Origin of the sequence: Bacillus sp. TH50 (assembly GCF_016650565.1) — a bacterium.
GTDB lineage: Bacteria > Bacillota > Bacilli > Bacillales > Bacillaceae_G > Bacillus_A > Bacillus_A mycoides.
On sequence record NZ_JAEKFM010000008.1, the window covers coordinates 1 to 24,448 of the forward strand.

The following is a 24,448-nucleotide window of genomic DNA, read 5'->3' on the forward strand; positions in this document are numbered from 1 at the left end:
GAGAGGGATATGATGAAATAGGAGGGCCAATCTTAAAGTGGGCTAAATTGGTCTTTGAAATTGCTATACAGTTCTTTAATAAATAAAGTTTTTGTAATATGTCTTTATCTATTGGATGAAGCATGTGATTTGTCATAATGAAATAATTGTGATGATAAATAAATACTTTTCCTTCAGGGAGGATCGTTTGATTGGATAAATTCGGATGAATAGGTGGTCCATCTGAAAATTGATCTAAACTATTTTGTGAAACTTTAATAATTTCTTGAGCTGTAAATTTAAATTTGCGAAATGCTATCGTGTTAATGAAAAGACGTTTTTGATTATTTTCTATATAAAACAACTCTTTTTTTCGTTTTGTACAACCCGTAAATTTGGAATTGATTCTGCAAGGGTTATGGGGGGACCTTCTGTATATTTGTAGATGAATGGATCAGGGATTAAGACAATTTCATTTTGATTATATTTGAAGTAGGAAAGCATGTCTTTTGAAATGAGCCTACGTTTAAAATTATCAATTAAAAATACTTCACCTTGTGAATTACTAAACAAAATACCATTTAAATCCTTTGAAGGGAGGTTAGCATATAGGTTTTGGAAAGAAAATGGTGTTTTAAAAGTAATATCGAGCACTTTGCTAATAGGATAAAAAGGTTGGAATGTATTTAGGCGTTTCCAAAACATTGCATCTCCAACAAACCAATATATAGGATTTGTATCCCAATAATTCGCAATATTTTTCATAAACCTTTAATAATATTCTTCTAGTATGCATAACTGAACAGTGATCTACAACATTTGCAGCTGTATATAAAATTTTTGAAGCTTCTCTCACAAATTCATGTAGTAGGTTGTAGGTTATAATCAACATATTTTACGTATTGAGAAGAGTACACTACATCTATTTCAGGATGTTTTTCTAAGAAAGATAACATTTCAGCTAATCTATTTGGAAGATACATAGTATCATCCGTTAAATAACAAATATAATCCCCATGGGTTAATGGAAGTGCCTCATTGATAAGTGTTGCATATCTTGTAGTTTTATATCTCTCATTATCTTGTATAATACTATTTTTATAATTAATTCGAGGATCATCTAAATAATTTTTTATAATATTTATAGTTTCCGGACAGGAGTTATCATCCATAATGAAAAGTTCCCATTCTTTATAAGTTTGCATCTAGGACACTTTCAATAACTTGATTGATTAATGATGGTTTATTATAGCTAGTAAGGATAATTGATATTAGGGGTTGCAAAGTCTGTCACCTCTTTTGAGAATATTGAATAGCTGGTATTTTCTAGGTGAAATCTAATTGAATCTTAGAGTTAGCTGTTTCTAGCTATTGATACTTTCTTATTTATACTTGAATAGTTTATTACTTGTGTAATAGATATGGTATGGATTATAGTGGAGTGGAAAAGATATATGGGCAAATAAAATAGCTACTTAATCATTTTAATAGATATATAAATCTTTTTAAAAATTATCGGAACGGATTCGTCCTTTCTTGTTTATATAATAACGTAACTGTTTTTGTATTTGTTGATAAGGAGGAGAGGAAGATTTGCCTAAAATTTCAGTTATAATGACGAGTTATAATAAGCCCACATTTGTAGCAAAATCGATATTAAGTGTATTAAACCAAACTTTTCAAGATTTTGAACTTTTTATAATGGACGATGATTCTAATGAAATGACTCAGAAAGTAATTCAACCATTTATAAACAAGGAAAATGTACATTTTTATAAAAGTAATGTAGCCCATATTTCTGAACGGACAAAAAAAGTCAGATATGCTGCTTTAATTAATGAGGCACTTAAACATGCGAAAGGGGAATATATTACTTATATTACAGATGATAATCAATATGAAAAAGAACGACTCGAAAAGATGTCTAGTTATCTTGATAAGAATAAAGATGTTCAAATTGTATATTCTGCATCAAAAACGATTCATATAGATGAATCAGATTTGCCAATCAAAATTGTTGAAAGGCCTGCTAAAAAAGTTACTAATAATGCCCCATGTACAATTGATCATTGTTCTATTATGCATAGAGCCTCTGTTTTACCAATTCTTGAAAAAAGGTGGAATTCTTACTGGGATGAAGATCCTCAGTTTTATCGGATAGGAGATGCACGCTTTTTTGGAGATTAAATCATTATTGGGATTTTCATCCTTTAGATGAAGTTTTAGATATCAATTATATAACTCCTCATTCAATACATGCGCAGTTATTTGCTGAAGAAAAAAATGAATTTGTACAATTATTACCACCACAAAGAACATGTAAAGAATTAAGAGAAGACTTAAGAAAAAAAGAGGGTGAAAAGTTGAGTGAAATTTATTTGAAAAATTACTGGTTATTAAATCTAGAGTATATAAATATTTTTTCAGAGTTAAAGCATTATAACATTCCTTTACCATTACTAAGTAATTTTTATCAATATTTAGATGCAGATGTTAAAAATAAAATGAAAGAAAATAGATTTTTATAAGCAACTGTCAATTGAGCCCATAGAGGAAACACAGTTACAGTTAGAGTTTGAAAAAAGAATGTCTTCATTTCAAGCAAAAATAAAAAGAATAAATCGAAATGGAGCAATCCTTCTAAATTCAGATTATCTCCGTTTTTCAGTAAGTAATTTTACTCACTTTAATCCAAATCATACAAAGATATTAACTAGATCAAAAAAGACAGAACTTTATGGTCTTCCTACAATTTGTGCACCAGATTATATAAATAAAGCCCCTAATACTGCACATGTTTTTATCGAAAAGGCTAAAAAAATCTATTCAAAGTTTAATAAACATCCACTATTTTCAAACATGTTTTTTCAAAAAAAATTACTCAGCGACCTCCCTATTATGATTGAGAAACTTAATATGGCATATTTCATTTTTAAAGAACAAGTTATTTCTGGTGTGATTGTTGGCACAACGGAGGATATAGCAAGCAGAGCTCTTACTTTTCTATCTAAAAGTGAAGGGATACCGAGTTATTGTCTTCAGCATGGTGCGATAATGGGTGAAGAAGCATACTTTCCAGTTTTCGCTACAAAACAGGTTGTATATGGAAGATATGAACGAGATTGGTACCTTCAAAAAGGGGTCAGTGAATCTCAAATTGAGATTATAGGGCACCCCAGATTTGATGACATCTTCAATAGGGTATATATGGATAAGAAAGAGCTTTTTAAAACATTAAAAATAGATCCCACTACAAAAGTAATTTTTATTGCAACCCAGCCATTTAAAACTTCATTTTATATTGAACTGACAGAAAAGTTAGTGAAGGACAAAAATATTACGGTTATTATAAAGCCTCATCCTTGGGAAAAAGGGCGTAACCTAGTGGGAGAATATATTAGGTTAAGTAACTTATATCCTAATGTTAAATATATAACAAATGAAGTGAACATGTATGATGTTATTTTACATGCGAATCTTGTGGTTATTTCTAATTCAACAGTAGGGTTAGAGGCAATGTTATTAGATATACCTGTAGTTGTTTATAAATCGCTATTAGAAGATAGAGATTATAAATATTACGATACACTAGATTGGCTTGTAAATCACTCTATTGAAGATATGCTTAGCACAGTTAAAAAGGTCCTAAATGATTCTTCACAATCAAATCTAGCGAAAGAATTAAGAAGAAAATTTATTAATGAAAACTATCCGCAAGAAGCATGCACTAAAAAATTGATAAATTTAATTCAAAGTGAAAAAGATTGAGCTCATCATCCCTTATTTATTTTTGAAGTAAGGGATTCCTAAAACAACACCATATCCTCAGATTTTAATGATCAATATGTAACATAAATTTGCAATAAAAACGTATGTTTCAATATGCAAAAGCTAGTTTATCTCTCACTTAATTGTTTGCCTATAGAACTACACACGAATTGAGGAGAGAATATTCTTGGCTAAAAGTTATTTTAATAAGAGGAGGTATACATTTCTATGTTTTTTAAAGATAAAAACGTTTTAATTATTGGTGGAACAGGAACAATTGGAAAAAGCATTCTTTCTAATGTTTTAGAGGGAAAGCCAAAAGTTATAAGAATTTTTAGTAGAAGTGAATATAATCAATTTTTATTACAAGAAGAGTTTAGGGGTAAAAATCAAAATATTCGCTATTTAATTGGGGATATTCGAAATTATGATCGCCTATATAGCGCAATGGAAAATATTGATTATGTGTTCCATGTTGCGGCGATGAAGCATGTTTCATTTTGTGAATATAATCCGTTTGAAGCGGTATTGACCAACATTTTGGGAACACAAAATGTAATAAAAGCAGCAATTGCCCAGAAAGTAAAAAAGGTGATTTTCACAAGCTCTGATAAAGCAATTTCACCAACAAATAATTACGGTGCAACAAAACTGACTGCTGAAAGATTGATTACGTCAGCGGAATATTCAAAAGGTTCAAGTGAAACGATATTCGCAAGTGTTCGTTTCGGGAATGTTATGGGGTCAAGAGGCTCTGTTATTCCTTTATTTGAAAACCAAATTAAACAAAATCAAAAAATAACTGTAACGGATCTTAGTATGAGTAGATTTATGATGACACTGAACCAAGCAACTATGTTAACAATTGAGGCAATGAAAATAGCAACGGGTGGTGAAACTTTTATATTAAAAATGCCAGTCATTTCATTAAATGATTTAAGTGAAGTGATGATAGAAGAAGTCACAAAGTTGTATGGGTTGCCCAAGGAGAATATTAAGGTTGAAGAGATTGGGTTAAAACCTGGTGAAAAAATGTATGAAGAACTTATGACATATGATGAATCTTTACAGGCTTTTGAATTACCAGATATGTTTATCATACCTAGTCCATTAAAAAAGGGTACTCAATATGAAAATGCAAAAAGGGCGAAGGCAGGGTTTTACCGTTCTGATCATCAAAATGCGATTTCAAAAGAAGAGCTTAGAAATTTAATTTTAAACCAGCAACTATTAGCAGGAGGGGAGAAACTATGAAAATATTAGTAACTGGTGGTGCAGGTTTTATTGGTAGGTGGGTTGTAAAGAAATTGTTGCAGGATAAGCATGAAGTGTGGATATTAGACAATTTAGCAAATTCAACTACTGCAAATATTACCGAGTTTGCACACGATTTAAATTTAAAGCAATGCATTCAAGGAGATATTAAAGATAAAAAATTAGTTGACTCAATTATTTGAAAATTATTCATTTGACCTTTGTTATCATTTAGCAGCAAGTATTAATGTTCAAGATAGTATAGATGATGCTAGAACGACTTTTGAAAATGATACAATAGGTACTTTTAATTTGTTAGAACAATGTCATAAGTATAATGTCAAAATGGTCTTTATGAGTACTTGTATGGTATATGATAAAGCTACTAATATACAAGGGATATCAGAATTAGATCCGATTAAACCAGCTTCTCCATATGCTGGATCAAAAATAGCTGCTGAAAACATGGTGTTATCTTACTATTATGCTTATAAGCTCCCTGTTGTGGTTATTCGTCCATTTAATACGTATGGCCCATTCCAGAAAACTGGTGGTGAAGGTGGGGTTGTTGCCATTTTTATAAATAATAAATTAGATAAAGTACCACTAAATATTTATGGGGACGGAAAACAAACGAGAGACCTTTTATACGTTGAAGATTGTGCAGATTTTGTTGTGGCAGCAGGATACTCTGCAAAAGCAAATGGGCATATTATCAACGCTGGAACAGGACAAGATATATCCATTAATAAATTAGCAGAATTGATTTCGGGAAATAAAGTAAATATTCAACATGTAACTCATATCCATCCACAAAGTGAAATTCAAAAATTATTATGTAACTATGAAAAAGCAAAAACAATATTAAACTGGGAACCGAAAGTTTCTTTAGAAGATGGAGTTAATAAAACAGAAGAGTGGATTAAATCTTTAAAAATTTATCCTAAGGAGAAAGAATAATGGTCAAGGCAAATTCTCGGTATACATGGAGGAAAACCTGTTAGAGAAACATATTTACCATATGGTCAGCAACAAATTGATGAATGTGACATTCAAGCTGTTGTAGACGTATTAAAAGGAGACTTTTTAACAACAGGACCAATGGTTCAACAGTTTGAGGAGGCTATAGCGAAATATGCTGGGAGCAAAATACGCTGTTTCTTTTTCAAATGGTACAGCTTCATTGCATGCTGCCTGCTATGCAGCTGGCATAACTGAGGGAGATGAAGTAATTACAACTCCAATGACATTTGTAGCAAGTGCAAATTGTATTTTATACCAGGGTGGAAAGCCGGTCTTCGCCGATATTGACAATGAAACATATAACATTAGTCCTAAATCTATAGAGGAAAAGATTACAAACAAAACAAAAGCCATCATTCCCGTACACTTTACTGGGCAGCCTGTAGAGTTAGATGCAATAGAAAAAATAGCAAAAGAAAATAATTTGATTATCATTGAAGATGCAGCTCACGCATTAGGAGCCACATATAAAAATAAAAAGATTGGTTCAATTGGTGATATGACAATGTTTAGCTTTCATCCGGTGAAACATATTACTACCGGAGAGGGCGGAGTAATTACCACAAATAATCCTCTGTTTTATGAAAAACTTGTTCAATTTCGTACGCATGGAATTGAAAGGAATCCTCAAAAACTCCTTGAAAATCATGGGCCTTGGTATTATGAAATGCAATTCTTAGGTTACAACTACAGGATTAACGGATATACAAGCTTCTCTTGGTTTATCACAGTTAAGTAAATTAGAGTCTTTTATTAAGATTCGAAAGAAATATGTAGACATCTATAATAAAGAATTTAGTTGTTTACCTGAAATCATCATACCAAAGCAATTGCCTCAAACCGATTCAAGTTGGCACCTTTATATCATCCGGTATAAATACTAAATTATTAAAATGTAATCGAAAAGAAATTTACGAGGCATTACAAAAAGAAAATATTGGTGTGAATGTGCACTATATTCCCGTACATTTACAACCGTTTTATCAAAAATTAGGTTATGAAAAGGGCCTTTGTCCAGAAGCAGAAAATTTATACGAGGAAATTATTACTCTTCCTCTATTTCCTAAAATGGCAGAGGATGATGTATGGGATGTAATAAAAGCAGTAAGAAAAGTTCTTTCGTTTTATAGAGTTGCTAAACATTAAATGAAAGGGGTGTTATTAGAATTGCGAAACAAAAAGTTGTTAAGAGCAGTAACAAAAGTTGATATAAAAAAAGGAGAAATCATTACAGCTAATAAAGTTGATATGGAACTAGATATTGTTGAAAATGCACTGAACGAGCTTGAAGCTAGAGGAATTATTACCTCAGGTAGCTGTATATAATTTGTCTAGCAGGTACCCCATTAACAAAAGAGGTGATTGAACCTCCAAAGGTAGTAATAATTGTACTTTGCCGGTTAAAATCTACTAGGTTACCTTTAAAGGCGATATTGCCAATACACGGAGTTCCTTCCATTGAACGATGTCTAGTAAATACATTAGCTATTCCAGGAAAACACCAGGTCATACTTGCTACTTCAGATGTTACGCAAGATGATCCTTTGGAAAAATTTGATTTAGATGGGGAAGTTAAGATTTTTAGGGGCGATCCAGAAAATACCGCAGATCGCATATTCCAAGCTGCAAAACAAGAAAATGCAAATATTGTCATACGGATTACAGGGGATTGCCCAGCTGTGTCACCAGAAATTAATGCTTTTTTACTAGATGAACATTTAAAAAGCGGTGCAGATTATACACAGGCAGAGTTAAGTACGTTACCTGTCGGAACAGCAGGCGATATTTTTACATTAGAGGCAATCGAACGACTACTACAAACCCAAAAACCTTTAACCTATGCAGAATACCTTCCGTTTTATTTTATTAATAATCCACATTTATTCCGTATCAATATAGTGAAACTCCCCCAGCATTTTGTTATCCTACTTGGAGGTTAACATTAGACGAACAACCAGATCTAGATATGTTCAATAAACTTTATAAAATTTTGAATGTAAAATCTAAACCTTTATTTTTTCATCAAATAAAAGATTACATCCTTCGAAATTCTGAACTTATTCAAATTAATAGTCATGTGAAATTGAAATGGGCAAATCAACAATCATTAGTAGATGAGCTAAATAGAGAAACAAAATTATAAATTAATAAATTGTAGTGCTTTTAGTGAGGAGGGAGTAACTTGCTTGAGAAAAAATTGCCTTTCGCGCCGACGCATCTATTGAGATAGGTACTGGTCATATTATGCGTTGTTTAACACTGGCTCAGGAGTTACAGAATAAAGGTGCGCAAATTTATTTCATTTGTCGTAAGCTACAAGGTGATCTTCAGCAATATATTTTAAGTAAGGGATTCCACGTATTTTTATTAGATACAAATGATGAAAATACTGAATACTCAAATGCAGTATATGGAAGTTATTTAAATTGGCTAAAATATCATTGGTTTGTTGATGCACAACAAACCAATGATATATTGTCACAACTCCCACGATTTGATTGGTTAATAGTTGATCATTATGGATTAGATAAAAAATGGGAAACTGTTTTAAGAAAAACTGTAAAAAAGATTATGGTAATTGATGATCTTGCAGATCGAATGCACGACTGTGATTTGTTACTAGACCAAAATTTATACGATAACCTTAATGGTCGCTATAAAGATTTAATACCAGAGCACTCATTAGTAAAATTGGGGCCTAAATACGCTATACTACGGCCAGAGTTTCATGCCGCTAAGAAATTTTCACGAAAAAGAACAGGAGAAATTGAGAGAATCTTTATTTTTTTTGGTGGACATGATGTAACAAATGAGACATTAAAAACGTTAAGAGCCTTACAAAATATAAATAAAGATAACTTAAAAATAGACGTGGTGGTAGGGAGCAAAAATCCGCATAAAGAGGAGATTCAAACTTATTGTAAGAGTGTTTGTAACGCCTCATTTTATTGTCAAATAGAGAATATGGAAGAGCTTCTCGTACAAGCTGATTTTGGGATAGGAGCTGGGGGCACAACCACATGGGAACGCTGCTTTCTTGGATTACCTTCTATAACAATTACAACTGCCCAAAATCAAATTGAAGTAACCCAGGCTGTAGCGAAGGTTGGAGCTACATGGAATATCGGTACAGCTGAAAGTGTTTCAGATGAAACCATTACGAAATGTCTAAACAAACTTTTAACAGATTCAGATAAAGTGAGAGAAATGTCTAATAAAGCTCTTGCCATAAAGTGTGCCAGTAATTCGGATGAAATAACAAAAATTATTTTAGGAGGATAGTATGTTAAACATTGAAAAATTCCATTTGAAATGTATAGAAAAGAAAGATTTAAATCTTATTTTAAAGTGGAGGAATACAGAAGAAATTCGTTCTGTTATGTACGAAGATCATAAAATAACAATAGACGAACACTATAAATGGTTTGAAAAACTAAAATATGATGAAACAATGATTGCAAGATTACTAATATATAAAGAAAAGCCAATTGGATTTGTTAATTTTACAAAAATAAATAAAATAGATCGAACTTGTAATTGGGGATTTTATATAGGAGGCAAACAGAGTGTAAGGCGTGCTGGAACTGTATTAGGTATAGTAGCATTAGACTATATTTTTGAAACAAATGGCATACAAAAAGTATGTGCAGAAATATTAGAATCAAATCGTATTAGTTTAAACTTTCATCAGAAACTCGGCTTCCAGGAAGATGGAAGATATGTGAACCATATTTTCAGGGATAATGAATTTATCGACGTTATTACAATGACCCTTTTTTATGAACAATGGATGGAAAGGAAAGAAGCTATAAAAAAAGAAATTGAAGGTGAAAAATATGAGTAATTTATATATCGGGGGTAGAGAGATTGGCAATAGCTCGCCACCATTTATTATTGCAGAAATGTCAGGGAATCATAATCAATCATTAGATAGAGCCTTGCAAATTGTAGAGGCAGCAGCAGAGGCTGGAGCACAAGGATTTAAAATTCAAACATATACACCAGATACAATGACTTTAAATATAGAAAATGGTGATTTTTTAATTCAGGATACGAAAAGCTTATGGAAAGGTAAAACACTTTATCATTTATATAAAGAAGCATATACACCATGGGAGTGGCATAAACCCATTTTTGATCGCTGTATAGAATTAGGAATGATACCATTTAGTACTCCATTTGATGAAACTGCTGTAGATTTTCTAGAATCATTGAATGTTTCTTGTTATAAAATCGCATCTTTTGAAAATACTGATATTCCCCTCATACGTAAAGTAGCAACGACAGGAAAACCAATAATCATTTCGACAGGTATGGCTTCTATTGCTGAATTAGATGAAACAGTAAGAGCTGCGAGAGAAGAGGGATGTAAAGAATTAATTCTATTAAAATGTACAAGTACGTATCCTGCATCTCCGAAATCTACAAATATAGCTACGATACCTCATATGAAGGAGTTATTTAAATGTGAAGTAGGTTTGTCTGATCATACACTTGGGGTAGGAGTATCTGTAGCGAGTGTCGCCTTGGGAGCCACAGTAATTGAGAAACATTTAACGCTTTCGAGATCGGATGGAGGAGTTGACGCTGATTTTTCAATGGAACCTGCTGAATTTAAATTATTAGTAAGCGAAACTGAAAAAGCATGGGAATCTTTGGGGAAAGTATATTATGGCCCTACTGATTTAGAAAAAGATTCTTTAAAATTTAGAAGGTCATTATATGTTGTAGAAAACATAAAAGCGGGAGAGGCTTTCACGATAGAAAATATTAAAGCTATTAGACCAGGTAATGGCTTATTACCAAAACACCTATCCAAAATTATCGGAAAGAAAGCGAATAAGGACATTGAAAAAGGAACGCCTGTTTCGTGGGATCTTATTTGATAGGGTACAATTAGATACTACTAGGAATTCGTTGAATAACTTAAAATGCCTTTTCAATTTAATGAAAAGGCATTTTAAGTTATTCAGAATGATTATAGAAGAAAAGATATTTTTAATTTAATAACCTAATGAAGTTGTGATTGTAAAATAGTCGTAATAAAATGGATTCTCTCATGAAAAGTATGCTGTGTAATAACTTTTGTATGAATTTTTTCGACTATTAATCTTTTCGAAATCGTATCATTCAAATGAAAAGATACTTTATTTAAACAGTCTTCAAAGCTGTTATAGGATATAATTTCATCTTTATTGAAGAAAGATGAAAGGTCAGATTTTTCTTCAATAATTTGAAATCCTTGGCAAGCTGCAATATCAAAGGTACGATTATTAATAGTATTATTTTTCACTCTATTTTTATTTTTATTCTGTGGAAATAGATGACTACGATGCGGATTTAATATAAGACTAGCGTTATTATAATAGAGAGCAACTTCTTGAGGTGGAATCCATTCTTCTATAATCTTAATTCTTCGGTGATTTTTCCATTTTTTTAATAACTTATTTCTCCAGTGCTTACCAATAATGGTATAGTGATAAGGGGTTTTTTCCAAAAGAAACTGTATCAATTTCACACGGATTGGATAAGGATATCCAATGAACAAAACTTCACTTTTATATTTTGGATTTTTTAGACTAGGTTTAAATACATCTATATTAGTTGCTAATGGTAAGTGATATACATTGATATATCCTAAAGCTGTGTAATATTTAAGTGCTTCGCTATCAATAGTAAATATAAAATCAAAGTTATTTAATAGAAGAAGCGAAGTATCTATATAAAATGGATCCTCAGTTAACCAGACAGCTAATTTAATGTTCCTTTTTTAAAATAATGAATTGCTTTTTGTGGTAGATGATTCCCTAATAAGGTGAAAACAATATCAGGATGAAATGTTGCCGTAATGAAATCCAATTGTTCGAGTAATTCACACGGCTGTACTGCTAACCATTCAAAATTTTGATCGATAAATGCTCTCTGTATGCTTTGATCTAGATATTGATAGATTTTTGAGTAACCAGAAGTAATGTATAAGAGTTTCATATTTCAATCCCTGCTTTAGGTTTAAAATATATTATGAGATAAACGTAACACTTTCTATTTCTTTACAACTGATCTTAGTAATACTTGTAGTAGGAGGAGTAACTGAATTTTCCTCTTCTAATGTGACGATACAAGTAGTAGGATTGAAATTTGTAAAAATAGCAGGTCCAATAATATTTCCAGATTTACCAGTAACAGTAACGACTTCGCCTGGTTGTAAATTTTTAAAAATACTACATACTCCACCTGAACAACCAAATAAATTGCATAAGAACAAATTTATCCCTCCTTTAAACAATATACTATATCATATGAAAGTTTGTAGAACGATGTGTAGACAAGTAACCTTTAGAAGAGAAAAAATGAAATTAAGGCAATTTATTGAAACAATAGAATGGTACATTTTAGGGTACGCTGATTAGATTTTTCATGAAAAAAGACATTCATTAGAATGTCTTAAATATGGATTAAGCTAGAACAATATGAATCATCTTAAGGAGTGATTAAAGTAACACTTTCTATATCTTCACAACTTATGAATATAGTATTGGTAGAAGAGGGGTTATCACATCTTCTTCTACCAATACTACTGCACATATATTCGGAAAGAACAGTGAAAAAATAGCAGGTCCAATAATTTGACCTGATCTAGTAGTAACTGTAACAACTGTTCCCGTTGGCCACGAAGAGAATAAAAAACAGGCTAAACCTGTACAATCTGCCATATTAAATCCTCCTAACTTTAAGTTTTGATTAAAATAATACAGTCCAAACATTTTATATTGTATGTGGTAGCAATATGAACTGTTTGGACTAATAAAAAACTAGAATTATATAAAAACGTAAAAACAGTAAGTGGTATCACTAATATGAAAAATGTAATAAAAAAACATGAGGAAGAACCTTGTGTTAATCTAAAAGTGGATTATTGTGATGATAAAAAAAATAAGCTTGTAAGAGCATCTGCTTTTAGAGCTGTGAGTAAAGTTAATCAAAATGTACCAGCAAATACTTTTGTTAAAGTCTTATTCCAAAATGAGTTCCTTCTTAAAGAAATGGGATAAAACAGGGAAATGGACAGGGCCGACTGATATGTGAGAAATATATAGGCTAGGAAGAGAAGTTTGGGATGCAACTCATTTACAGCAAAAAGAAAACTAAACAGAAGTGTTATCTGAAAACAAAAAAAGAGCGCATAGATGAGCGCTCTTAGTAAAGTAGACTATATGAGTCTTGGATTAGTATATAATAATATATGCTAATTTCGTTTAAGTGTGTAAACAAAATTAAATAAAAAGAGCACATATTTGAACTACTCACCACTTCAAATAGTCCGTTAGGACGTTAAGTGGTGAGTAGTTCAAGGATTTGGGCAGATTCTTATGTGAGATAGCATAAGAGCCTGTTTGCATGCTCTACCTTTCTTTATGTACAATAAGGATAATAGAACGTATTTTGAAATTAAAGTAAATATATATAAACATACAGAACTTATGTTAAATACAAATTTGTATTCTATTCATGAGCAAACATATAGAAGAAAGTAGACGCTCATTATCGTAGTACGTCTAATCGAAAAGCATTGCTGAAGATTTTGGCAGTGCTTTTTCTAAATCAACTTTTTGATATTTTTCATTCTGCTCACAATATATACAAGTTAACGAAAATTCAGATAGTTTTCAAGTGTAATCATTAATATTACTTTGTTCCATTCATATTCTTAGTCCTATCTTTTAAATGCTAAACTTCCATATCATTTAGATTTTAGCATTTCATTGTCATACGCAAACACTGTATATCGTAAATTGTCTTCCTCATTCCATCGATGCTAAATAAAATTAAAGAATTTAATCCCAATCCAACGGGAAGTTATAAACGGTAGCTAGATGTAATTGATGAATATTGTTATACCATAACCGAAAGACAAGATCGTTGTCCAAATGCAGGAATTATTCGATTAAACGAACCACAGTATCGTTATTTAACACAACGTGAGTGTTGGAGATTACTAGGATTCAATGATGAAGATTATGAACTTATGCTAAAGGAGTTTCCAACAAAGCCAGGAAAGCGAAATGCAACGTTATATGCATTAGCTGGCAATAGTATTGTAGTTGATGTTCTAGAAGCGATATTTGAAGAGTTGCTTGATATGCTGCAGGGTCAATTGATAGCTAGTTAATTATAAAAATTCATTTTGTATGTAATAAAAAAGCCCTCTTTTAATGAGAGGGTATATGAGTGAACGTGCCTTATTAAAAGGTGACAAGCTAATAAAAAATAAGAGAGCAGCTAGCAAAAGCTACCTGCTCAACCCTCAGAGAAAGGGAAAAAGAACATTACAGAGGTCACTGTGAATTCAAGCTGTATCAGCCCATTTATAGTATAGGACATAATTCAGAATTTTATTCGGACGAATAGAAAAGAGCACCTTCGAACAGTGCTCTTTCATGAAGGTTATGCGGAAATAAAATGAAGAGCTTACTCATAAAAAGGATGGCACAAAATAATATATGAACGTTTATCTAATGGGTGACAGTGAAATAAAAAGAGCAGCTAGCAAAAGCTAACTGCTCGCCTCCAAGGAAAGAGAGAAAGAGTTTGGGTTCTACAAATCGATTATAGCTGTTTAACAGCCTATCTATAGAGTGGCCGGGATTTATAATTTTATTCAGACAAACAAAAAGAGCAGTGAGTTTTCACTAACTGCTCGGTATCTCCAAAGGGGAACAAGGAGAAAATCAAGTGTCATATACAGTATTGACAGTATATTGAGTTTTATCCAAGTGGAGCTTATTTTTTGAATGTAATTTAGGGTTGGTTCCAGAAAAGTGACATACCGCCAAAATAGAAAATTATTAAAAGGACAATTACTATGAAAGCAATTAAAGAAACTTTCCTCCATAAATTTTTCATTAGTAGACCTCCTTTATGAAGAATATTAACACTTTTCCAGAATCTGAACAAAATAATCCTTTGTGCGACACGTTTCCTCATAAGTGTGCAAACACGAAGTAGGAGGGTTATTAATTTGATAACAACAACTGTTTGACTGAAAGTAGGAATGAAAGCCGTCAGGTTGAGCTGAAACTACTTATCTAATACTCCTACATGCAAGGCGTGATAGTAGTCACAAATTGTATGAAGCTAGGTGAAGTCGGCTGAACAAAACCTAAGTGAGAAATCATATGGTAATGGATAGGTCGGGATGCTACAAAATATCTATGGTGAGAATGTCTAAAATAACGGACTGGCGAACTTGCGAATGTACGGGTCTAAATTATTAATACAATAGAAATTTGTATGTCGTCAATGATGACGTTATCTACCGAAAAGTAAGAGTAAAGGATACGAAATTCGGAACATCTAACGATGAGGGTGTAAAGATAACAGGCTTAAAGCAAGCACCTAAGGATATATGTATAGCTAAGTCAATCGGAACGTGGTAAGTAAGAAACTGTCACCAACGCCTACTAGCGGACAGATGCATATAAGGTTCTAACGAACCGAAATTGCTTCATTCTTGTGAAGGTGGGGACAAAGTACCGACGAAGCATGTAACGAATGTGGAGGGATAGTCCCTAGTCTTGTTCTTTGAAAACTAAATTAACTAGATGTAACTCACAGGATCGAGTAAGATGATGGGACTTTTCATAAGAAAGGGGAATAATACATCGGTGAGTACAACATTACAACATGCAGAATATTACGATATACAAAAAGTGTTCGATGATTTATACCAACGTAGTGAAAATAACGCTACTAAAGGTGTAAATCTATATAAATACATCATATCAAAAGAAAATATTCTATTGGCATATAGAATTATAAACACCTTAGTTTCGAATATAATACAGCCGATTTACCCCTAAGGGATTAACTTAGCTGTTTTGTCTTAAATTTAACTAAATGTGTGTTGTTATGTTGTTTGCACTCTAATAGTAAACGTACAATAAACAAAGATATGTAAAAGCGGACAGATCTGGAACCAAAAAATTTTACTTACTGATGAAAAGTGAATAATGAGTTCTGTTGGATGAACATAAAAGAATTGAAAAAAGGGAGAAAAAACAAACCCTCAGCAACTTCGCACGAAATACCAATTTTACGCACAATAATACGATTATATAAAAATCAAATACAGTAACTAGGGATTTCAAGCCCAAGTGCATGAATCTTAGTATATTGGTATACGCCATATAATTCATATTTTATATAAGAATAATCAAATGCTGAATTACTCATAAACAATTTTTATAGTGAATTACATTTTAATTTATAAGAGCTTTTCTTGTGTTGATCTAACTAACTCCTGATTAACCTTGATTAAATTAACCAATTCACATTTTATAACGACTTTTAAACTGTGTTTATGTATTCATTTTGTTAGAATTTATATTTGAAAATCGTTTTATTTTATATACATATATAATTTTTATCGCCAAATATGAATTTATCACTTGGTTATCTATAAATTTTATTAGAATAATTACACTTTCCCATTCAATTTCGAGTGAATTTTAGTATTTCATAATTTAATTATGTAAATAAGTTCGTGTAAAAATTGAATTTAACGCGAACTTGTGTTCGTGTATTTTTTCTGTTATAGTATATATGAGGTGATTTTTATGGATTACAGCAAGCAACGTCAAAAATCAGTACATCGTAAGAAATTATACGAGAATTTAAATGAAATGCCCTTTTACATAGAAGAATTTGTGGAGTACAAAGAATTGCATGATGCCTCTCCCTCCACCCTACTGAATTATGTATATGATTTTAGAGTTTTCTTTAATTGGCTATTATCTGAACAAATTATTGAATTTAAGCCCATTAAAGACATATCCTTCTCTGATTTGGAGAATTTAAAGAAAAAAGATGTTGAGAACTTTATGAGGTTTTTAAAACTACAACAAAATATGCAGAATTCCTCTGTTAACAGAAAAATTTCAGCCTTAAAGTCTTTATTTAAGTACCTTACCTCCCTATCAGAGAATGATGATGGAGAATGTTATTTTTATAGAAATGTAATGGCTAAAATTGAAATACATAAAGATAAGGAAACATTAAATGCCCGTGCAAAACGTATGAGATCTAAAATATTTCATAATGATGACGATCAAGAGTTTTTGAATTACATTAAGTACGAACATGAAAAATCTTTAACAAAACATCAGTTGTTCTATTTCCTAAGAGATAAAGATCGTGATGTAGCTATTCTTTCTCTCTTTCTTGGTAGTGGTATTCGTGTAAGTGAATTGGCCGATCTTCGTATGGAAGATATAAACTTAAAAGAAAGGCTAATTGATGTAATACGAAAAGGAAACAAAGAAGATTCTGTATGGATTACTCCAATTGCATTGAATGATCTTGAAAATTATATGGAAATTAGAGATAAAAAATATGCTCCAGGGAAAGAATTAAAAAATGTATTCTTATCGAAGTATAAACATACTGCACAGCCTCTTTCAGTTAGGGCTATCCAAGATATAGTAGAAAAATATACTAAGGCCTTTGGTAAAAGAATGTCTCCTCATAAATTAAGACATACATTGGCAAATAAGTTATATATGGAAGAAAAAGACTCGTTACAAGTGATGCAGCAACTTGGGCATACTAGCCAAGATACGGCCTTATTATACACACAGCTTGGAGAAACAACTATTAAAGATAGCTTAGGCAGAATAGGAAAGAATAAATAATAAAAGTTCAGCAATTTTACATTGCTGAACTTTTATTATTTTCCCTATACTAGGGTTAAAATGATATGTATTATTCGTTTCGCATTTGATTTTATTATGTAAAAAATATATAGTTTGAAATCTACATTAATTGGAATATAAAAACGCTCTCTTAGTAGATATAAATAAAAATTTTAGATTTCTACAATTGTTGTTTACGTTAAATCAGTATTTAACGTGAAGATGAGAAAGCACGTTGTAAATTATTTTCTCCCCTCTTGTAGAAAGACATGAAAATGGATATTTTTTAGACAAGAAAGTGGGTACTTTTTTATAAAGAAATTGCTTCAGTTATATATCTACGTAATACACTCTGTAGAAATAAAACAGCACATCGATTAAAATGTTGATTAAGTCCTTCTGAACTCATAAGTGTAGCTGTATTTGCATAAAGCTGACTACATAATCAAGTAATAGAATCGCTGTAGTTCTTTAGCGAACAAATGAAACTCATCCCGAATCGATAGATTCATACAAAAACGCCATCCTTTCTGTATATTTCTACAAAAAGAATAGCGTTTTTTTGTTTTATGGATACACTTTTTTAGCTTGATAGCGACGTGCTATACTTCTCAATCATTTGAAGATCCCCCAGCCATTTGTGTAAACGATTAATATCCCCAAATGTCTACTTCAGCTGCTGAAGCAAATCCATTTTGTCCATTCGTTACTTCCATTTTTACATACTTTGCAGTAACTGGGGTAAATGTTGCCGTTTTCTTATCACTATTATTTCCCCATGTTCCTGATGATACTTTGTCATATTTAACGCCATCTACACTCGTATAAATATTGTAGCCTAAAATGTGGCCGTTCTCTGACCCGTCTTGTCTTGGGAGATAGTCAACTTTTGAAATTGTTTGATTTTTATCAAGTTCCAATGTTAAATTGTAAGGATATTGATTTGGTGTCCAACTACTATGCCAAAGTGTATCAGGTTTTCCATCGATTGCCTTACTCGCTGAACCACTGGATTCCTCACTATTTGAACTTGCTTTCATCGTATTTTTAGGCAATACGTATGGTTTAACAGATGGAGAATCAGTTAGAATATCTACTTCAGCTGCTGAGGCAAATCCATTCTGTCCATTCGTTACTTCTACTTTTACATATTTTGCAGTAATAGGATCAAATGTTGCGTTTTTCTTATCACTATTATTTTCCCATGTTCCTGATGATATTTTGTCATACTTAACGCCATCTACACTCGTATAAATATTGTAAGCTAAAATACGGCCATTTTCTGACCCATCTTGCCTTGGAAGATATGCCAATTGTGAAATGGTGCGTGTATCACCAAGTTCTAGTGTCAAATTGTAAGGATATTGATTTGGTGTCCAACTACTATGCCAAAATGTATCTGTTTTTCCATCTATCGCCTTACCAGCTGAACCCGTTGATTCCTCACTATTTGCACTTGCCTTCATTATTTTTTTAGACAATACAGCAAGTGGTTTTACAGGTTTAGCATCCGTCGCTGCCCATATAGGTGCAATTAATGTTGGGTTATTTAAAGCTTCTACTTTTTGTCTCGTTTCTTGGGTTGCCTTTAATCCCCACTGATCAAAAAACGGAAGTAAATTTTGTTTTGCTATTTTCGATGTATTGTAAATAAATGCCTGTATTTTATCTTCGTCTGTTTTGGGAAGTTGATCCTCTGGTATCTCACGATATAATTTGTGAAGATTTGGATAAAAATCATCCCCATATGCCAAATGAAGCTGCCAAAGCATAACAAGTTTTACAAACAGGTCGTCAATATTTTTATATTCTTTATTGGTTTGTTTTAAATACGCAAAAGCTCTATTATAATCTCCCTCTGTATCTAAACGTGTTGGTTTATTTGGATATATTTTCTTGAATGCCGCTAAAGAATATAGATTATTAGTTACTTCACCCATCCCTCTTAAATCATTCCACGTCCATGGATATTGTTGTCGCGCATGTCCTGCTTCATGCATTTGTCCCCATCCAAACTCATTGACATTTAAAGTACTTTTGATAGCTTCACCAGCAGTCGTAAATACGGCTCCATCCCTACTTGCATACATGTCCCAACTTTGTGCATTAGGGTTTTCTACAAAGGCCCAAATACGACGAGTTGAACGATGTAAAGGATTAGGATCTGTTTCAGATAGCCCCGATATATTGTCTTGCGCTCGAATCATTTCATCATATTTATTTAATAGTGGCACAGGATCTTGATTTACAATATATTTATTGGCACTATCACGAGTTACAGTTAGTACTGCTCGTTCTGATTTCAATTGTACTGCATGTGCATCTGGATATTTGTTCATCATGGCAATCCAGTCTTCTTTCGTGTGTTTCCCTAATTCAAAGAATGGAATAGGACTACCACCTTGTGTTACCTGCACCTTAACTGTTCCTGTACCTTGATAATTATCAAATCCTAATACGCCGCCGTTTGGAGAAGAGATGGTATTAGAGCCAGGAGAAAGATCAATTTCTTTTCCCCATTCTTTATCATATTGATGTGTCCCAATAATGGCTCTAATCTTTTGCGTTCCTGATACTGTAATAGTAACCTGTTCATTAGGTTTTACATAAATTCCTGTTGGCATATAATTTTTTTGTTCACCTCTTTTTTCTCTTTTTGCTTCATCCCAAAAACTTCCTGTACCTGGAAGGTCGAACTCTCTTTGTTCAAATTGAGTTACAGTTTGTGTAGTTTCAGCATGTACATCTAAATTGTTTGTCATAATAGGTGCAAATAACGTGGTTGCTAAAATAGCGGATGTCGCAAACACCTTTATTGTTTTTTGTAATCTACCATTTTCCCTTCTGTTCATATAAATCATTCCTTTCGTTCAAATTCGTTATTACTTACATACGAAATATCAGTTTTCTCACTAATGCCAAAAGTGGATTTATTAAATGCACACTTATTTTAAGCAATGTTGATTATATTTTTGGATGAGTACAAAAAAGCATAGTAACACTTCAAATTCTTTTCCTAATTAATTTAGAAACACATTACCTTCATTGATTTCTTAAGTCACTCCTCTAAGTAAGAATTTAAGATAAATGTCCTATCTCAAAGCACCTTTCCTAATTTTAGGATTACGCATTAAGTATAATTCAAAAATAAAGTTATACAATTGAGAAAAATAAAAAATGTTAAAAATTTACACGCGCTTAAAATTTTTAACATTTACTGAAAAATAAAGTGTTATATGGGGATAAATTTAATAGATATATATGATGTTAAAAAATATTTTAAATAGAGTATTTTAAATTCATAAAAGTAAAAAAGATTACGAAATTTTATTTTTTATAGATATGGCGGGTCAATATACGAATCGTCGCCGTACTTCTTAGACGAATGAAGGGGTTTTATCAAAAAACAAAAATCCGATTTTAAATTATATTAGAAATAAAAGTAAGTCTGTAACCTATTTTTACACATATCTCGGCTGTACCCCAGGATAGTTCATTTCCATTCAGGAAATCTCCACTTTGGTGTCTTCATATTAAGAAGTACCCACTTTCTTGTCACGATATGCGGACAAAAAAGTGGGTACTAAATGAACTACATTTGTTGGTAATTCAACATTTTACGCTAGAAAATTAGTTCCTACTTTCATGTCTTTCTACACTTATCTTGTTGTTGTACAAGGACAAGAAACTCTAAACTATTTAGACAAGAAAGTCTGAACTTTCACTTTTAGATATTGGCTGGGACAAGAAAGTCTAAACGGAATTTTTATAGATTTACAGAATTATATTCATTTAATCTTGTGTAAAAAGACATGAAAATGGGTACTTTTTATAAAGGGATTGCTTCAGTTATATATAATTTAAATATATTAAAGAATTATTCATTCTTCTCTATTTATCTATACTATATCTATATCAATTTATTTGTATATTTTCATTTACTTCTGGTGAATAATAAGAATTAAATCAACTTGAAAGAAATCGTTTAGAAAAACTCACAAATGATTCAAAAGGTCTATATATTTTTGAAGTACTTTAAAATGTTATCTCGAACTTTTTGACACATTGTTTTTTATAGAAATACCATGTTCCTATAGAATTTCAGACACATCGCAATAGCTTAAAGAAAAACAACGGCTACCACGATAATATCTTTCTTGAACTGTTTTCCTTTAAAATATCTCATCTGTTATACTCCTCGTTTGCTTGTTACAGAGTTTAGCTTACTTTAAAAACTTTGCAACAGAACCCTCTTTCTTATTTTTCAAAATAAGCCGCACCAAAGTTTTCATTAAACCTTTTACACCATATAGAAACCGAACCGTATGTACCTACATCTATTCCTTCAGGAATTCCATAGTTTTGGTCTCCTTTGTTTCCCTTTAATTTTCCTAATTCAATATACTGATGATTTTTCACGTCTTCATTATTTTTCAAATGGTTTGTAGGAATTAATACAACTCGAACATCTGGCCCGTTAGATGTTGAAAAATTGGAAAGTCGTAAAACGCGTTTTCCATCCGCTAATTGATGGATTGTTGCTCTTCCAGTTGTTTCATGGACACCATTTTGAAACTGCCCTTCACTTATTACTCGTTCTTGTTGTTGTTTTGTTTCGTTTGATTGTATTTCTGTTTGTGGCAATGCTTCATTCACTTGCTTATCAATAAATAATTTCTCGGGGCGGAACAAAGACCATAAAATTCCCCCGACAATAATAAAACCTCCTATAAGCAATACATGTTTTCTTCTCATAAAATAAAAAACCTCCTGTAACATACTGTGTAGTAGTATGTTAACAAGGAAGTCTTTCATTTCTATAATATAAGTATTACAAAAGTCTTTCAGCGGTCTTATTTTTTTCTGATGTGATGGGAAGAGTAAACCAAAATTCACTTCCTTGTTTGCCGTCTAAACGATCTCTCACACCAATTTCTCCACTATGCATTTCAATCAATGATTTTGTAATGGCTAGTCCGAGACCGGATCCTCCAGATTGTGAACTTCTTGATTGATCTGTTCTAAAAAACCGTTCAAATACGCGTAGTTGGTCATTTGGAGTAATTCCTTCTCCTTCATCACGCAAAATGAATTGGACTTGTTGCTTTTGCTTATTTTCCTCTAAAATCAGCTGGATTGTTCCAGAGACAGGTGAATACCGGATTGCATTATCTAACAAATTACTAATGACCCGTGCTATTTTACACGGCATAATTAAAAGTCGAGGTAATGTCTCAGGAACCTCCAATTGTAAATCGATCTGTTTGTTTGCTAATAAGACAGAATGTGCCTCTAGTACATTCAATAGGACTTTGTCCATATGTATTAAAGTTGGATGAAAATCTACTTGCCCAATTTCTAACTTTGAAAGGTCAAATAAGTCATTGATTAATCCACTTAATCTTTTTATTTCTTTTAAAATCGTAACTAAGTACTGATTTCTCATTTCAGGATCTTCAATCAGATTATCTTGTAATGCTTCTATCATCAATTGTATGCTAGCCATAGGTGTTCGTAAGTCGTGTGAAATATTCGTAATGAGCTCTTTACGTGCTTTTTCCCCTTCTTCTAACTTAGTAAACCCTTCTTCCAAATTTTTGGCCATCTGTTGGAAGGCTGTTGCTAATTCTTTAAACTCCCGTGGTTCTTTTCCAATTATATACCTCGTTTCAAATTGTCTATCGCTAAATTGTTTCGTTAGTTCAATTAAATTTTGAATGGACCTCATGATAGGGCGTGTCATTAACCAGTAAATAAACGTTGAAATAATCAGTCCTACAACCGCAATTACTGTTAATAACCGTGTTTGTTCTGGTTCAAGTAACATTTGCGTTTCACTATACCATATAGCAATTACCAGGATACTGGTACTTAATAAATTCATCAATAACAATTGAATGCGTAATCTCATGTTTCATTTCCTCCATTTGGCTCAAAGCGATATCCTATTCCCCAAACAGTATGAATCCAACGATTCTTTATCGTATGCTTCTCCAGTTTGTCACGTAAACGACTCACTAACACGGTTACTGTGTTTGTGCCCCCTTCATGTTCAAAATCCCAAATAAGTTCAAGAAGTTGCGAACGAGAAAATACTTGTTTTGGATGCTGTGCCATGACATAAAGTACCTCAAATTCTTTCACCGTTAATTCCACTTTATTTTCACAAACAAGTACACATCTCGTCTTTGGATAAATTTTCAAATCTGGAAATTCTATTACTTCTGATAGGGATTCTTTTGCTTGTATCGGTATTTGATTGCCTCTTCTTAGTATAATTTGAACCCTTAATACTAATTCACGAGGTGAAAACGGCTTTGTTACATAATCATCTGCTCCCATTGTTAAACCTAAAATTCGATCTCTTTCCTCTCCCTTAGCAGTTAACATAATAATAGGAACATTTGATTGTTGACGAATTTCCTCACATAATTCCCATCCATCTTTTTTCGGCATCATGAGATCTAAAATAATTAAATCTGGTTGATATTGATGAAATACATCCCAGCCTTCCATTCCATTCATAGCTGTATATACTTCGTATCCTTCTCTTTCTAAATACCGTTTGCATACTTCTCGAATGTTTTCTTCATCTTCTACGATTAAAATCCTTTTTTTCATATATAATCCTCGCTTCTTGTGCATAAATCACAATTGAAATGTTTCTTTTATCTGCTTTCATCTAATAAATCTATGGAACTTGGAGATGCAGATGTTATCACTGACAGTATTAG

General features: G+C 32.1%; 11 protein-coding genes and 11 pseudogenes. 12 read left to right on the forward strand and 10 right to left on the reverse strand.

Annotated elements, in window-relative coordinates; translation table 11 throughout:
- Positions 1-1,263, reverse strand: a pseudogene (locus JFU23_RS28090) (glycosyltransferase family 2 protein); the annotation flags it as partial.
- A gap of 309 nt (positions 1,264-1,572) precedes the next feature.
- Here JFU23_RS28090 and JFU23_RS28095 point away from each other — a divergent pair.
- The 9 genes and pseudogenes from JFU23_RS28095 to pseI form a co-directional block, all read left to right on the forward strand.
- Positions 1,573-2,336 (forward strand): annotated as a pseudogene (locus JFU23_RS28095) (glycosyltransferase family 2 protein); the annotation flags it as partial.
- A gap of 6 nt (positions 2,337-2,342) precedes the next feature.
- A pseudogene (locus JFU23_RS28100) lies at positions 2,343-3,747 on the forward strand (CDP-glycerol glycerophosphotransferase family protein).
- A gap of 228 nt (positions 3,748-3,975) precedes the next feature.
- Complete coding sequence (locus JFU23_RS28105) at positions 3,976-5,001, forward strand: polysaccharide biosynthesis protein (RefSeq protein ID WP_201033329.1); 1,026 nt, start codon at positions 3,976-3,978, stop codon at positions 4,999-5,001.
- A pseudogene (locus tag JFU23_RS28110) lies at positions 4,998-5,961 on the forward strand (dTDP-glucose 4,6-dehydratase). Before JFU23_RS28105 ends, JFU23_RS28110 begins: the two are co-directional and overlap by 4 nt.
- 12 nt (positions 5,962-5,973) lie before the next feature.
- Positions 5,974-7,170, forward strand: a pseudogene (pseC, locus tag JFU23_RS28115) (UDP-4-amino-4,6-dideoxy-N-acetyl-beta-L-altrosamine transaminase).
- A pseudogene (locus tag JFU23_RS28120) lies at positions 7,171-8,167 on the forward strand (glycosyltransferase family protein).
- Positions 8,168-8,220: 53 nt separating this feature from the next.
- Positions 8,221-9,306, forward strand: a complete 1,086-nt coding sequence (gene pseG / locus JFU23_RS28125; protein ID WP_201033538.1) for a UDP-2,4-diacetamido-2,4,6-trideoxy-beta-L-altropyranose hydrolase — start codon at positions 8,221-8,223, stop codon at positions 9,304-9,306.
- 1 nt (position 9,307) lies between these two features.
- Entirely contained in the window at positions 9,308-9,868 is a 561-nt protein-coding gene (gene pseH / locus JFU23_RS28130; RefSeq protein ID WP_201033330.1) for a UDP-4-amino-4,6-dideoxy-N-acetyl-beta-L-altrosamine N-acetyltransferase, read from the forward strand.
- Positions 9,861-10,910, forward strand: coding sequence for a pseudaminic acid synthase (gene pseI / locus JFU23_RS28135; RefSeq protein ID WP_002169371.1), 1,050 nt, complete (start codon positions 9,861-9,863; stop codon positions 10,908-10,910). Before pseH ends, pseI begins: the two co-directional genes overlap by 8 nt.
- 125 nt (positions 10,911-11,035) lie before the next feature.
- Here the strand turns inward: pseI and JFU23_RS28140 are convergent.
- The 3 genes and pseudogenes from JFU23_RS28140 to JFU23_RS28150 form a co-directional block, all read right to left on the reverse strand.
- Positions 11,036-12,012 (reverse strand): annotated as a pseudogene (locus tag JFU23_RS28140) (CgeB family protein).
- A gap of 31 nt (positions 12,013-12,043) precedes the next feature.
- Positions 12,044-12,289: a CGEA protein gene (locus JFU23_RS28145; RefSeq protein ID WP_085311207.1), complete on the reverse strand. Its 246-nt coding sequence runs from the start codon at positions 12,287-12,289 to the stop codon at positions 12,044-12,046.
- Between the two features lie 215 nt (positions 12,290-12,504).
- A pseudogene (locus JFU23_RS28150) lies at positions 12,505-12,737 on the reverse strand (CGEA protein).
- A gap of 162 nt (positions 12,738-12,899) precedes the next feature.
- Here JFU23_RS28150 and JFU23_RS31110 point away from each other — a divergent pair.
- The 3 genes and pseudogenes from JFU23_RS31110 to xerS all read left to right on the forward strand — a co-directional run.
- Positions 12,900-13,052, forward strand: a pseudogene (locus JFU23_RS31110) (ABC transporter permease); the annotation flags it as partial.
- 911 nt (positions 13,053-13,963) lie between these two features.
- A complete protein-coding gene (locus tag JFU23_RS31280) occupies positions 13,964-14,194 on the forward strand; it encodes a DNA cytosine methyltransferase (protein ID WP_372362960.1) in 231 nt (76 codons plus the stop codon).
- Positions 14,195-16,640: 2,446 nt separating this feature from the next.
- Positions 16,641-17,714 (forward strand): tyrosine recombinase XerS, encoded by a 1,074-nt coding sequence (gene xerS, locus JFU23_RS28165; protein WP_002169382.1) that lies wholly within the window; start codon positions 16,641-16,643, stop codon positions 17,712-17,714.
- Positions 17,715-18,033: 319 nt separating this feature from the next.
- Here the strand turns inward: xerS and JFU23_RS28170 are convergent.
- From JFU23_RS28170 to JFU23_RS28195, 6 genes and pseudogenes are all read right to left on the reverse strand, one after another.
- A pseudogene (locus JFU23_RS28170) lies at positions 18,034-18,226 on the reverse strand (IS4 family transposase); the annotation flags it as partial.
- 138 nt (positions 18,227-18,364) lie between these two features.
- On the reverse strand, positions 18,365-20,566 hold the full coding sequence (locus tag JFU23_RS28175) for a M60 family metallopeptidase (protein ID WP_201033331.1): 2,202 nt from the start codon (positions 20,564-20,566) through the stop codon (positions 18,365-18,367).
- Between the two features lie 1,242 nt (positions 20,567-21,808).
- Positions 21,809-21,900, reverse strand: a pseudogene (locus JFU23_RS28180) (IS6 family transposase); the annotation flags it as partial.
- 71 nt (positions 21,901-21,971) lie between these two features.
- The gene (locus JFU23_RS28185) at positions 21,972-22,469 is read right to left on the reverse strand and encodes a DM13 domain-containing protein (RefSeq protein ID WP_201033332.1); all 498 of its coding nucleotides are present in this window, start codon (positions 22,467-22,469) and stop codon (positions 21,972-21,974) included.
- 76 nt (positions 22,470-22,545) lie between these two features.
- Complete coding sequence (locus tag JFU23_RS28190; protein WP_016119293.1) at positions 22,546-23,625, reverse strand: sensor histidine kinase; 1,080 nt, start codon at positions 23,623-23,625, stop codon at positions 22,546-22,548.
- Complete coding sequence (locus JFU23_RS28195; protein WP_002069741.1) at positions 23,622-24,335, reverse strand: response regulator transcription factor; 714 nt, start codon at positions 24,333-24,335, stop codon at positions 23,622-23,624. The genes JFU23_RS28190 and JFU23_RS28195 overlap by 4 nt, the downstream gene beginning before the upstream one ends.
- Between the last annotated feature and the right edge of the window lie 113 nt (positions 24,336-24,448).

Excerpts from the sequence above, each read along its gene's own strand:
- JFU23_RS28105 (WP_201033329.1), top strand. The coding sequence starts at position 3,976 with ATGTTTTTTAAAGATAAAAACGTTTTAATTATTGGTGGAACAGGAACA.
- pseH (WP_201033330.1), top strand. The coding sequence starts at position 9,308 with ATGTTAAACATTGAAAAATTCCATTTGAAATGTATAGAAAAGAAAGAT.
- pseI (WP_002169371.1), top strand. The coding sequence starts at position 9,861 with ATGAGTAATTTATATATCGGGGGTAGAGAGATTGGCAATAGCTCGCCA.
- xerS (WP_002169382.1), top strand. The coding sequence starts at position 16,641 with ATGGATTACAGCAAGCAACGTCAAAAATCAGTACATCGTAAGAAATTA.
- JFU23_RS28175 (WP_201033331.1), bottom strand. The coding sequence starts at position 20,566 with ATGAACAGAAGGGAAAATGGTAGATTACAAAAAACAATAAAGGTGTTT.
- JFU23_RS28185 (WP_201033332.1), bottom strand. The coding sequence starts at position 22,469 with ATGAGAAGAAAACATGTATTGCTTATAGGAGGTTTTATTATTGTCGGG.
- JFU23_RS28190 (WP_016119293.1), bottom strand. The coding sequence starts at position 23,625 with ATGAGATTACGCATTCAATTGTTATTGATGAATTTATTAAGTACCAGT.
- JFU23_RS28195 (WP_002069741.1), bottom strand. The coding sequence starts at position 24,335 with ATGAAAAAAAGGATTTTAATCGTAGAAGATGAAGAAAACATTCGAGAA.